Consider the following 12,042-nt stretch of genomic DNA (forward strand, 5'->3'; position numbering starts at 1 on the left):
GATGCGACCCTAAGCAGCCGTTCGGCAGTGGTGTGCCAAAATCGGCCCTTCGCCCAGCGCGAAGCCGTCGGGCAGAAATGCAAAGGGCGGCGGGTCCGGCCCAAGACTCCGCGAGAGCCGCGATCGGCGTCAGAGCCCCACTGAGGACGCTCGGATCAGCGTCTATTCGAAACTCTGCTCGCCTTCCCGATCGCGCTTGCTCTCATGTTCGATCCAGCGTTCCAGTTCGGGCAGCATGTCGGTGACCCATTGCCGAACCTCGCCTCCGATATTGTCACCCAGCGTTGTGATAACTGCGCGACGCCGAACAAGGATATCGGCGAGCGAGCCACTCCAGCTGCGCGGATGCAACCGCGACCAGATATCACCGAGAAACGCCCGCTTGTCTCGCGCGTGGCCCAATATTTCCAGGAAAAGCGTGGAGACACCATTCTCCTCTTCGCCCTGCCGCCGCTTGAACATGGAGATGCTTTTGCCAAGCAGCGGATAGCGCCGATCCGGATAGATATTCGCCCACTGAACAAGGGTCTCGGCATCGACATCTTCCACCGGCGTGCCAGACCCGAAGTCCCGCTCAAACAGTCCTCGATTCCTCGGCCGGAGCTCGGGAAGCAGGAATTCGTCGAGAGCGATGAGGGGATGCGTTTCGAAGAGCGCCTTCAAGACATAACCAAGATCGTAGGACGAGAGATAGACGGTCTCCAGCCCGGCCCGGACCCGCGCGCAGATCTCGCGCAGCGTCGCCGCGCCATCAGGTCCGGCGCAGCAGACCCGAATGACGGTATGCAGCCCGAGATCGCGATGCGCCTGTTTCTTCCCGAAGTCGGCGCGCAGCAGCAGCTCACGGCCGACGGCAATCAAGGATGGAGCGCGTTGTCGGCCCTCCTCCCGATCGCGGTAGAAGTGCATGTGAAGAATATCGAGCGCGATCTCCACGCCGTCGGCGAGACTGGCGATGTCGGTGAGCAGCGGGCCAAGCGCGTCGGGTGGAGACTCGCAGACGCTGCCATTGGCGATGCTGTGAAAAGTCCGCGCCGACAGGACGCCACGCTCAATAGCACGCCGAAGCCGCGCAATGCCCTGGGTATCGATACCAACACGCCCCTGAAGATAGGGCAAGCTCGCGGCGAGATCGGGATTCTCGATCACATCCTCCAGCGCGGCGTCTGCGAAGGCCGAATCCCTGGCGTGTGCGCCATGGATGAACCCGCCCAGCACCGTCGCATTCCGGCTGTCTACATCGGCGGCAGAAAAGAGGCCCAGCAGTTCTCGCCACATCGCATCAAGATCGGCGGCGCCATCCGACAGACCGATGCCGCACTCGTAGGCGCGCTGCGCATGTTGTTCGACGAGCAGTTCGGCGATGAAGGCAGCGCGCGTCTCCGGGTCGTGCGCGAGCGCGGTTCCGATCTCCTTCGCGAGCTGGGAGGCGCGCTCGTACGGCTTCATGACATCGCCGTCGTCGACATCACCGTCAGCGACATCCCAGCCGAAACTGCTGCGCCCCAGTACCACCGCACGGGCCTGATGGAGAAGATCGGTGGGTTTCAGGCGGTCGATGAGCGCGATGAGACTCGCGCGCACCTCATCTGGCATAGCGTCGCCCTCGAAACGCAGCGCTGTGCGGAAACCGATCCACCCCTCGATCCAGGGCCGCTCGGAAGAGAAGTGGGTCGCTGCCCGTTCGAGCGCATCGTGACAGGCGCCGAAATGCCACAGCCCCCTTACGCTATGGGCAAGGTGGTCCCGGGCATTTTCGATGATTGGCGAAAGCTCGACCGCCAAGTCGACCGCGCCGTTATACCAGGCCCAGATGTCGCCATGGGTCGGCGGGTGCCAGCCATAGTCGCGTGACCGGGCGCCGAAGTCGAAGTCGCTGGATGAACTGAAATTGTGCGCGTTCAGCAGCGCATCGAGGGCGACGCCGGCGCAGCGCATCAAAGCCGGATCACCAGATTGCGCGAACCGGCGCACAAGCGATCGCCGCTGGTCCGGCAAAGCCTTGGTGCCGGACAGGTACAGGTGAAACAGCTCGGCGAACATGTCCGACGCCGAGTTGTTGTTGTGATTGGGCGGTTCGGCGGAAAGGAACCGGGCAAGCAATGTCGCCGCGCGGTCGAATAGCGGTGGATCGTAAGCGAGGAGCTTGATCAACCGTATCCACTGCCATCGGTCTCTCGACTGTGGATCGAGTGTCTCGGCGCCGCGCGGCCCGGCCACGTCTCGCTCGATCCTTGCGAGCACGGCATCGGGCGCGACCGGAGCGATATTCGTGATGATCTGGAGGCCGTCTTCGCCCAACGCCGTGAGATCGCCAAGAAGACCGTCGGCACCGAGCCAGCGCTCGACCGCGGCCCGTGCCTCGGCGCTGTCGTGCAGATAGCCGAGGCGGCGCGAAAGGGACTTCTGCATCCGCCCCGTGAGCGACGCGCAGAAGCGATCGAAATCGGCAGGGGGCATGCGTTCGAGGGCGAGCCCGGCGAGCGGGTTGGCGATCGCGTGCGGCAGGATCGCGCGCCACCGTCCGCGCAGCTGCGCGATCCCGCGCTGACGAAGCGTGTTCAGCGCCGCATATATCGTCGCCACTGAAGCGCCGCGAATAGCAGCAATCCGCGCAAGTTCGCCGCTTTCCGACGTGTCTTCGCCTTCGATCGAATAGAGCAGCGCAAGGTCTTCGGCAGCGGAAAGGAGATCCCGGTCGGGCTCGTTGCGCTGGTGAAAAATCCGCTCGAAGAGGTCACGGCTCTTGAGCTTCCCCAGGGTCTCGCCTTTCCCGAGGGTTTCGGCGAGGGCGCGCGCCACGCGGAAATTGCCGTCGCTGAACTCCGATATCGTGCGCCGGTCCACCTGCGTCACATTTGGGAAGGTCTTTTCCAGCCACAGCTCCACCATTTCGGGCGATGCTGATTGCAGGCGAAAGACCTCGGTACGCTCGGGCTCATCGTCGCGAACATCATATTCGACCGTGAGGAGGCTGACCTGGCTCCCCGCTTCCGAACAGATGCGGGCAAGTTCGCTGTGCGTCGCCGGATTGCAGTTATCGACGATCAGGATCGCTCGTTGCCGTGCGATAACTAGCTGGCGCGCCATGTCCCGGGCGGCCGGGTCAGTCTCGACCGAATAGTCGGTATAGACGGCAAGCCCCGGGTCCAGCGGCGCCTCGCCGACACCATCCTCGAACAGTGCCTGCACGAGACGAGTCTTTCCGAGACCGGACAAGCCGATCAACCGGATACATTGGCGAGCTTGGGTCAGAGAGACGCGAAGCCGGGCGAGACCCTCGCCGATGGTGAGTTGCTCGCGGTCGCTCGTTCGCTCATCAGTTAGGCAAGCCTTGTCGTTGAAGAGATAGGGCGTCTCCTCGCTCACGCCGACGCCGCACCAATCGCCGATGCTGCTCCAGCCCGACATACCGATGCCGAGCCGCATGCGGACCCAGGCGACAATCCCGGGATAGTGATTGACCCATGTAGCCAGCCGGTCGCGATCGTAGAAGTCGCTATGCAACTGCCCGGCCTCAGGCAGATCGTTGAGCTGCGCCCGGATCGCATCGCGACGATCGCTCAGCGGCTTGTCTGCGACCGACCCTTGCGCGCTGACGATGATGTAGGCGCCCGAGCGAGCAGCGAGTTCGGCGATGACCGGCCGTAGTACGCCGCCAGGACGCATCTCATTTCGGATTGCGCTCGCCGGCATGTCGGGCTTCTTTACCTGAAACCCTGTGTGCTGGCTCGGTACGAAATCCGGCATCAGCAGTGCGGACGGGCACTCGACCCGGACATCAAGCCCGCCATCGGCCGCATCCTGATTGCCGCCAGCGGTCACCGACGAACTGGGGCAACCCTGCGCCCGCAACTCTGCCAAAGCAAGACGTGCGACGAGTGTCCGCAGATCGGCGTCATTGAGGTCGGCGACCTGTGCGCCAGTAATTTCGAACATCGTTCTTCCCCCCTTTCATCAAGTATAGAAGAGCATGCGGGAGAACAAAGAGCGGTCAAGTGATAGTTGGCCCGCCACGGCCGCGACGAACTGCCAGTTGTCCCATATGTCAGTTATTGGCCGGGAGCGGACACTGGCTCGCGCAGGGCATCTCCAGTGGATCAGTGGCCGGCCAGTGACCCGTAGCAGACTTGCCCGTGTGGCTTGAACGTGGATCTGGAGAGGCTCCTGATCCTATGCGTGGGTCCGGTCATGCGCCGGCTTGATGGCTGAACTCGGCCGACCTAGGATCACGCCGTATCAGGGGAGCGGCCCAAAATGCGGGGATGCGGGATGAACGCTTGTGTGAGACTGGTCTTGTTCACGAGCATGGCGCTATGCCTTCTGGCTTGCACCAAACCCGGTGGCACCGCCAGCGATGTGATCGCAGGGAGCAGAAGCGGAAGCTACGGCCCCGAGTCCGCCGCGCAGATGGAAGCCAGGGCCCGAGCCGGTGACAGTTACGCTCAGGCGCTGGTCGAGAATCACTATCGCGAGATAGGCAATGCAGCGCTGTACAGGCAGTGGATGGAAGAGGGCGTTTCGAGAGGAGACCCCGCAGCGATGCAGCGCCTCGCTTCCCATCTCATCTCGTTGCGCGGGACCGAAAATTGCCACTGGGCTGAAGTGATGCTGGTGCGCGCGCGCACGCTTGTGACGGACGGCGATGCGTCGTTCCTTGGAGCCCTCGACTCCACGATGCGACGGCTGAAGGGCGAGCTACCGGGTAGCTCGCCCTGCAAATGAGGGCTACGTGGCCGTGCCGATCTTCCACTTCTTCAGTTGATGATCTCGCCACTCCCCGAAGCAACAAACGCCTTCAACTGCCGCACGAACTCCGCGTCGTAGAGCTCCCACTCCACAATCTCCCCAACCACCCGCAACGGCTGCGCACTCCGATACGACCGCGTCGGGTTCCCGGGAAACTTCTTGTTGGTCACGTTCGGGTCGTCCTCAAACGGCCCGGTCGGCTCCACCACATACACGCGCGGTCGCCCCTCACCCCGGGCCATCTCCGCAGCCAGCCCGGCGCCCTTGGCAATCGTGGTGAAGTAGACGTGGTTCATCACCACGCTGTCGCGATAGTTGGAGCGGAAGCCCGCGCTCAGCAGCTCGCCCACCGCCAGATCAGCGCGGGTGCCGTGATAGAACGGCCCGGCGACTTGGTCGCAGGTGTCATGCGAAACGGGTGTCCAATCGGTGTCCTGCGCCATGGCTGCTGCCCCTCTCTGTGCTGCCGGATCGACAGGCCGGCGAGTCTAGGGCGTCCGGTGGGCCTTGCTGCAAGGGCCCATCCGGGAAATAATCTGTAAACGGGAGGCGCAGTGCGCCTCCTTTTTTCATTCTGCGGCGCCGCGCCCTTCCAGCTCGCGCACGGCAGTTTCCAGTGCATCCAGCTTCTGGCGGGTCTTCAGCAGCACGGCGCGCTGCACTTCGAACTCCTCGCGGGTGACCAGGTCCAGCTTGGCCAGGCCGGCCTGCAGCGCGCTCTTGAAGGTGGCCTGCAGTTCCTCGCGCGATTCGCGCAGGCCCGGCGGCACCAGGTCGCTGAGGCGACGGGCGAGGTCATCGATTTGATTCAGGTCGATCATGGGGTGCTCCGTGGGGGTGGGCCCGTGCATCCGGCGCGGGCAGGCCATTCGGGCACAAGGATACTGCCGGCACCCACTGCCCGGACAGGCGGCAGCGGCTTCGCACGGGCCGCGTTCAGGCGCTATCCTCCACGCCGGAAGACAGGAGATAGACGATGAAGATGGTCATGGCGGTGATCAAGCCGTTCAAGCTCGACGACGTGCGCGAAGCGCTGGCCGAGCGTGGGGTTACCGGGATCACGGTGACGGAAGTGAAGGGCTTTGGTCGCCAGAAGGGCCATACCGAGCTGTACCGCGGCGCGGAGTATGTGGTCGATTTCCTGCCGAAGGTGAAGCTGGAAGTGGCGGTGACCGATGACCAGGTAGAGGCGGTGGTTGAGGCCATCGTGAAGGCCGCCGGCACCGGCAAGATTGGTGACGGCAAGGTGTTCGTGTACGACCTGGGCAGCGTGGTGCGTATCCGTACCGGCGAGTTGGACGCGGACGCGTTGTAAGCGCGCCGCGGGCTGCCGGCACACGACAGGGATGCCGAAATGCGACGAGGTAGAGTCGACTGTTAGTCGACTTGCGCGCGTAGCGCGGGGTTTTCCGGCTTCGGAACGAAGAGCAGTCGACTAACAGTCGACTCTACCTGGTCGGGCGCACGCTGCCGCCGAAGCATCATCCCCGTCGGGGCGTCCAGCCCCAACGACGTTGCCCCATCCCATCGCGCGATCAATCGCGCCCGAAAGACGCGGCGCTTACCGGCGCTTGGCCCACTTATAGAACCGCTTCCAGCCCTGCCGCACCGCGGCGACCCAGCCCGGGTCGGCCACCAGTGCGGCCTGCGCGGCACTTGGCGCCTGGCCGGTCACGCGCTGGCGGATCTTCAGCAGGTTCTTCATGTCGCTGCGGCGCATCTGCCGGCTCAGTGGATTGCGGCGCAGCCAGCGAGGCGCGCGCCAGGCCGAGGTGAAGTCCAGCAGCACCGGTACGCCACCGCTGACCACCACGTTGGTGCCGTGCAGGTCGTTGTGGGTGATGCCGGCGGCGTGCAGGCGGCTGAGCGCGTGCTGCAGCTGCTCGAACACGTCATTGCCGACGGCCTGCGCGGTGCTCAGGGTCTGGCCGGGGATGAACTCCATGCCCAGCGCCAGGCCACCGAGGGTGCCGAGCAGCGCGGGGGCATGCTTCCAGCCGCCGAGGCGCTGCAGCATGCGTGCTTCACGGCGCACCATCAGCCGCGCGATCAGGGAAACGGGAGTGCCGCGGTAGCGGGAATAGTCCTTGATGACCGCCTCGCGCCCGTCCAGGCAGGTGCGGTAGACGTCGGGGGCCAGGAAACGCTCGCCGCGCTTGAGCAGCAGCGGGGAGGTGGCACCATCGGCGCAGGAGGAGGGGGGCAGGGCAGGAAGATACATGTCGGGGTCTCGGACGACCCGGTGGGTGGCGCAATGCGTCAAGCGAACCGGTGTTACAGGGAGTTACTAAGTTTTCGTTAATTTTAGTACTCGCCAGTTCGCTATTCCACGATTTGTCAGAGAAATGTCGGGGTCGTGGCTGGAACAGTTCGTCACGCAGAATCGGACAATTCTGTCTCACTTATAAGGTTTGCCCCGCTGGGTCAATGAGTTGGGCGCACTTCCAGCCCATTCATCGGCGGCGCGCTGAACGCCACGCACGTCCGGCTTGACCCCGGCGCACGCCCTGCCGACCATAAGCTGTTAACCCGCGACATCGGCGGCCGCCCCCCTCCGGCACGTCCCCGTCCCCTGCCGCGTTCCCCATCGGTGCTGGCCGCCAGGCCGTGCATCGCCCCGTTTCCCGTTCCGGCCGCGGCTGGAGGAAAGTGCTTTGATCATCAAAATCGTCATTGCAGCGCTGTTCGTGGCCTGCGTGCTGTACATCCACTTCCGTGGCAAGGTCCGCGCGCGCTGGTCGCGCCAGCTGCTGGACCATTCCAGTTTCATGGCCCCGATCAACGTGGTCATGTACATGTTCTCGAAGGTGCCGACCACGCCGTTCCTGGACCCGGGCAAGGAGTTCCCGCAGCTGGAGCCGCTGCGCCAGAACTGGCAGATGATCCGCGACGAGGCGCTGGCGCTGCGCGACGCGCAGAAGATTGCTGCTTCCAGCACGTTCAACGATGCCGGCTTCAATTCGTTCTTCCGTCGTGGCTGGAAGCGCTTCTACCTGAAGTGGTACGGCCCGTCGCATCCGTCGGCGAAGACGCTGTGCCCGAAGACCACGGCGCTGATCGAGTCGATCCCGGACGTGCGTGCGGCGATGTTCGCGCAGCTGCCACCGGGCAGCGAGCTGCGCCCGCACCGCGACCCGTTCGCCGGCTCGCTGCGCCTGCATCTGGGCCTGAGCACGCCCAACGACGATGCCTGCTACATCGAAGTGGACGGCATCAAGAAGAGCTGGCGCGACGGCGAGTGGATGATGTTCGACGAGACCTACATCCACCATGCGCACAACGAGACGCAGCAGGACCGCGTGATCCTGTTCTGCGATATCGCCCGCCCGCTGCGCTTCGGCCTGCCGGGGCTGTTCAACCGCGCGGTGGCGGCCACGCTGCTGGCCGGTGGTGCATCGCCGAACCTGCCGGGTGACCCGACCGGCGGCGTCAACAAGGCCTTTGGCAGCGTCTACAAGGTGCGCCTGAAGGCCAAGGCGCTGCGCGAGCGCAGCGTGGTGGCCTACCAGCTGATCAAGTGGGGCCTGGTGGTGGCGGTGATCGCCGGTATCTGGGCGCTTTGATCGTTACATGCGGTTGCCGGCCAGCGGCCGGCACTACCGGAACAGGAAAAAACCCGCGCTGTCGCCAGCGCGGGTTTTTGTTTGGATCAACCCTTCAATGCCGCCTGCACGAACGGCGGGGTCACCAGCACACCGGTGTGCAGCGCGGCGGTGTAGTACAGGGTGTTGAAGGTCTTGGCGGCCGAGTCGGCCTGGCGGAAGTCGAAGCTGCTGTCGCCCTTGCGCGCCATGGTCACGCTCCACCAGCCGGTGGGGTAGCACGGCTGCGGGAACGGCAGGGTCTTGAACGAACCGAAGCCGGCCTTGCCCATCTCGGTGCGCATTTCGTTGATCAGTTCCAGCTGCATCAGCGGCGACTCGGACTGCTGCACCAGGATGCCGTCGTCCTTCAGGGCCTTGAAGCAGCTCTCGTAGAAGGCCTTGTTGAACAGGCCTTCGCCGGGGCCGACCGGGTCGGTCGAATCGACGATCACCACGTCCACGCTGCCGGCCGGGCAGTTGGCCATGTAGGCCACGCCGTCATCGAACAGCAGCTCGGCGCGGGCGTCATCGTTGGAGTCGCACAGTTCCGGGAAGTGCTTGCGCGCCATCACGGTGACCTGCTCGTCGATATCGCACTGGGTCACGCTCTCCACGCCGGTGTGCTTGAGCACTTCGCGCAGGGTGCCGCAGTCGCCGCCACCGATGATCACCACGCGCTTGGGCGCGGCGTGGGTGAACAGCACCGGGTGGCTGATCATCTCGTGGTAGAAGAAATTGTCCTTGCTGGTCAGCATGATGGCCCCGTCGATGGTCATCAGGTTGCCCCAGTCGGTGGTCTGGAAGATCTCGATCTTCTGGAACGGCGACTGCACCTCGTCCAGCTTGCCGGTGATGCGGTAGCCGATGGCCGAGCCGGTGCGCTCGAAGTGTTCGATGTACCAGTTGTTGCTGTCAGTCATGGGAAAACGGTCCTGTTCGGAGGGGTGGAGCCGGGCTGGCGGGCGGGGCCGCGTGGCACAGATGCCACATCCGGACGGATCGGCCCGTTCAGGTTGGAACCTGTCACGGGCGCGGGCGCGCATGATAACGAACCTGTGGGCATATAGGCGTTATCATGCCCCCCCTTTTATTGCCAACAAGGCCGACTGAAATGACCGATTGGTCCCTCGACCAAGCCCGCAAGACCTACTCGATCCCGCATTGGGCGGATGGTTACTTCGACGTGGATCAGGCCGGGCACATGGTGGTGAGACCGACCGGGGCGGACGGCCCGGTGGTATCGCTGCCCAAGGTGGTGGACGCTGCGCGCGCGGCCGGTGCCAAGCTGCCGCTGCTGGTGCGCTTCCCGGACATCCTCGGCCAGCGGCTGGGCAAGCTGCAGGCGGCCTTCGCCCAGGCCCAGCAGGACTGGGAGTACAGCGGCGGCTACACCGCCGTGTACCCGATCAAGGTCAACCAGACCCGCGGCGTGGCCGGCACCCTGGCCAGCCACCACGGCGAAGGCTTCGGCCTGGAAGCGGGCAGCAAGCCCGAGCTGATGGCCGTGCTGGCGCTGTCGCGCCCGGGTGGCCTGATCGTCTGCAACGGTTACAAGGACCGCGAGTACATCCGCCTGGCCCTGATCGGCCGCAAGCTGGGCCTGCAGACCTTCATCGTCATCGAGAAGCCGTCCGAGCTGAAGCTGGTGCTGGAAGAGTCCAAGGCGCTGGACGTGAAGCCGGGCCTGGGCGTGCGCATGCGCCTGGCCTCGCTGGGCGCCGGCAAGTGGCAGAACAGCGGTGGCGACAAGGCCAAGTTCGGCCTGTCGCCGCGCCAGCTGCTGGACCTGTGGAAGTCGCTGCGTGACACCGAGTACGCCGACTGCCTGAACCTGCTGCACTTCCACATGGGCTCGCAGATCTCCAACGTGCGCGACATCGCCAACGGCATGCGCGAAGCCACCCGCTACTTCGTGGAGCTGTCGCGCCTGGGCGCGAAGATCACCCACGTCGATGTGGGCGGCGGCCTGGGCGTGGATTACGAAGGCACCCGTTCGCGCAGCTTCTGCTCGATCAACTACGGCCTGCATTCCTATGCCAGCAACATCGTGCAGCCGCTGGCCAATGCCTGCGAAGAGTTCGGCCTGACCCCGCCGCGCATCGTCACCGAGTGCGGCCGCGCGATGACCGCGCACCACGCGGTGCTGATCGCCAACGTGTCGGAAGTGGAAGAGGCACAGGAAGGCCGCGTGCCGGACCAGCACGACGACGAGCCGGCCGCGATCCGGCACCTGCGCGAGATCCACGACGAGCTGGACGTGCGCCCGGCGGTGGAACTGTTCCAGGAGGCGCAGCATTTCCATGCCGAAGGCCTGGCCAGCTACGCGCTGGGCCAGATCGACCTGCCGCAGCGTGCGCGCATCGACGACCTGTTCTATGCCATCGCCCACGGCGTGCGTGCGCGCCTGAGCTACGACGAGAAGAGCCATCGCCCGGTGCTGGACGAACTGAACGAGCGCCTGGTCGACAAGTACTTCGTCAACTTCAGCGTGTTCGAATCGATTCCGGACGTGTGGGCGATCGACCAGGTGTTCCCGATCGTACCGATCGAGCGCCTGGACGAAGCTCCGGACCGTCGCGGCATCATCGCAGACATGACCTGCGACTCGGACGGCATGGTGGAAACCTATGTCGAGAACGAGAGCCTGGACAGCTCGCTGCCACTGCACAAGATGAAGCCGGGCGAGAGCTACCGCATCGGCTTCTTCATGGTCGGCGCCTACCAGGAAATCCTGGGCGACATCCACAACCTGTTCGGCGATACCGACGCGGTGGAAGTGCTGGCCGATGCCGATGGCTACGCCATCACCCAGCAGCGCCGCGGCGATACCACCGACGTGATGCTGGATTACGTGGGTTACCGCCTGGACGAACTGCGTGCGACCTATGCGCAGCGCGTGGCTGCGGCGCAGCTGTCGCCGGAACGCGCGCAGGAACTGTCGGACGCGCTGGAAGCCGGCCTGACCGGATACACCTACCTGTCCGACGAACCGCTGGTGTGATGGATGGCACCGGGCCCGCCCGGTGCCACCGTTGCCGATGAGCGCGCGCGCGATCTTCCACCTGTTCCTGCATGCCGCCGTGCCAGCCCTGCTGGCATGGCTGTTCTGGCGCAAGCGCTTTGCCTCGGCGTGGCTGCTGATGCTGCTGGGCTGGATCATTGATCTGGACCACCTGCTGGCCGATCCGATCTACGCGCCCAACCGTTGCAGCATCGGTTTCCATCCGCTGCACACTGCACCGGCGATTGCGGTCTATGCCGGGCTGTGCGTGCCGAAGAAAACGCGGTTGTTCGGCATCGGTTTGATCATCCACATCGTGTTGGACGCGATTGATTGCTGGTGGATGCATCACCGTTGATGCTCGGTGCACGGCGACCGGTCGGATTGCCGCTCGGTAGAGCCGGCCGCTGGCCGGCTTCCGCTGGGCGTTCCGTGTGACCACGTGGTTGCCGGCCAGCGGCCGGCACTACCCACCGTTGGTTGGCCAATGCCGACGCCTACCGGGTGTACGGCGACCGGTCGGATTGCCGCTTGGTAGAGCCGGCCGCTGGCCGGCTTCCGCAGGGCGTTCCCGGTGACCACGCGGTTGCCGGCCAGCGGCCGGCACTACCCATCGTTGGGTTGGCCAATGTCGACGCCTACCGGGGGTACGGCGACCGGTCGGATTGCCGCTTGGTAGAGCCGGCCGCTGGCCGGCTTCCGCTGGGC

Annotated in this window: 10 protein-coding genes; 5 read left to right on the forward strand and 5 right to left on the reverse strand. The window is 64.8% G+C overall.

Annotated elements, in window-relative coordinates:
- Positions 1-162: 162 nt before the first annotated feature.
- A complete protein-coding gene (locus LRM18_RS18625) occupies positions 163-3,939 on the reverse strand; it encodes a hypothetical protein (protein WP_270955252.1) in 3,777 nt (1,258 codons plus the stop codon).
- Positions 3,940-4,296: 357 nt separating this feature from the next.
- Between LRM18_RS18625 and LRM18_RS18630 the strand changes: the two genes are divergently transcribed.
- Positions 4,297-4,725, forward strand: a complete 429-nt coding sequence (locus LRM18_RS18630) for a hypothetical protein (protein WP_270955253.1) — start codon at positions 4,297-4,299, stop codon at positions 4,723-4,725.
- A gap of 32 nt (positions 4,726-4,757) precedes the next feature.
- Here the strand turns inward: LRM18_RS18630 and arr are convergent, their stop codons facing one another.
- Both arr and LRM18_RS18640 read right to left on the reverse strand, forming a co-directional pair.
- Positions 4,758-5,192 carry an NAD(+)--rifampin ADP-ribosyltransferase gene (gene arr / locus LRM18_RS18635; protein ID WP_197639598.1) on the reverse strand — a complete coding sequence of 145 codons (435 nt, stop codon included), beginning with the start codon at positions 5,190-5,192 and terminating at the stop codon, positions 4,758-4,760.
- Between the two features lie 126 nt (positions 5,193-5,318).
- Positions 5,319-5,570 carry an accessory factor UbiK family protein gene (locus LRM18_RS18640; protein ID WP_005419983.1) on the reverse strand — a complete coding sequence of 84 codons (252 nt, stop codon included), beginning with the start codon at positions 5,568-5,570 and terminating at the stop codon, positions 5,319-5,321.
- Between the two features lie 155 nt (positions 5,571-5,725).
- On the opposite strand from LRM18_RS18640, the gene LRM18_RS18645 reads away from it, so the two are divergent.
- Positions 5,726-6,064: a P-II family nitrogen regulator gene (locus tag LRM18_RS18645; RefSeq protein ID WP_005411374.1), complete on the forward strand. Its 339-nt coding sequence runs from the start codon at positions 5,726-5,728 to the stop codon at positions 6,062-6,064.
- A gap of 246 nt (positions 6,065-6,310) precedes the next feature.
- Here the strand turns inward: LRM18_RS18645 and LRM18_RS18650 are convergent, their stop codons facing one another.
- Positions 6,311-6,970, reverse strand: coding sequence for an RIO1 family regulatory kinase/ATPase (locus LRM18_RS18650; protein ID WP_057494345.1), 660 nt, complete (start codon positions 6,968-6,970; stop codon positions 6,311-6,313).
- Positions 6,971-7,406: 436 nt separating this feature from the next.
- On the opposite strand from LRM18_RS18650, the gene LRM18_RS18655 reads away from it, so the two are divergent.
- Positions 7,407-8,312 carry an aspartyl/asparaginyl beta-hydroxylase domain-containing protein gene (locus LRM18_RS18655; RefSeq protein ID WP_032954620.1) on the forward strand — a complete coding sequence of 302 codons (906 nt, stop codon included), beginning with the start codon at positions 7,407-7,409 and terminating at the stop codon, positions 8,310-8,312.
- Between the two features lie 86 nt (positions 8,313-8,398).
- Here the strand turns inward: LRM18_RS18655 and speE are convergent, their stop codons facing one another.
- The gene (gene speE, locus LRM18_RS18660) at positions 8,399-9,253 is read right to left on the reverse strand and encodes a polyamine aminopropyltransferase (RefSeq protein WP_010482074.1); all 855 of its coding nucleotides are present in this window, start codon (positions 9,251-9,253) and stop codon (positions 8,399-8,401) included.
- A 191-nt stretch (positions 9,254-9,444) separates the two neighbouring features.
- Between speE and speA the strand changes: the two genes are divergently transcribed.
- Both speA and LRM18_RS18670 read left to right on the forward strand, forming a co-directional pair.
- Positions 9,445-11,334: an arginine decarboxylase gene (speA, locus tag LRM18_RS18665; RefSeq protein ID WP_049471482.1), complete on the forward strand. Its 1,890-nt coding sequence runs from the start codon at positions 9,445-9,447 to the stop codon at positions 11,332-11,334.
- Between the two features lie 37 nt (positions 11,335-11,371).
- Entirely contained in the window at positions 11,372-11,692 is a 321-nt protein-coding gene (locus LRM18_RS18670; RefSeq protein ID WP_005411369.1) for a DUF6122 family protein, read from the forward strand.
- Positions 11,693-12,042: the final 350 nt, after the last annotated feature.

The organism is Stenotrophomonas sp. PI_27 (genome assembly GCF_027854495.1).
Lineage (GTDB): Bacteria > Pseudomonadota > Gammaproteobacteria > Xanthomonadales > Xanthomonadaceae > Stenotrophomonas > Stenotrophomonas pavanii.

Coding starts and splice junctions, on each gene's coding strand:
- LRM18_RS18645 (WP_005411374.1), top strand. CDS start 5,726: ATGAAGATGGTCATGGCGGTGATCAAGCCGTTCAAGCTCGACGACGTG.
- LRM18_RS18650 (WP_057494345.1), bottom strand. CDS start 6,970: ATGTATCTTCCTGCCCTGCCCCCCTCCTCCTGCGCCGATGGTGCCACC.
- LRM18_RS18670 (WP_005411369.1), top strand. CDS start 11,372: ATGAGCGCGCGCGCGATCTTCCACCTGTTCCTGCATGCCGCCGTGCCA.
- LRM18_RS18640 (WP_005419983.1), bottom strand. CDS start 5,570: ATGATCGACCTGAATCAAATCGATGACCTCGCCCGTCGCCTCAGCGAC.
- speA (WP_049471482.1), top strand. CDS start 9,445: ATGACCGATTGGTCCCTCGACCAAGCCCGCAAGACCTACTCGATCCCG.
- arr (WP_197639598.1), bottom strand. CDS start 5,192: ATGGCGCAGGACACCGATTGGACACCCGTTTCGCATGACACCTGCGAC.
- speE (WP_010482074.1), bottom strand. CDS start 9,253: ATGACTGACAGCAACAACTGGTACATCGAACACTTCGAGCGCACCGGC.
- LRM18_RS18625 (WP_270955252.1), bottom strand. CDS start 3,939: ATGTTCGAAATTACTGGCGCACAGGTCGCCGACCTCAATGACGCCGAT.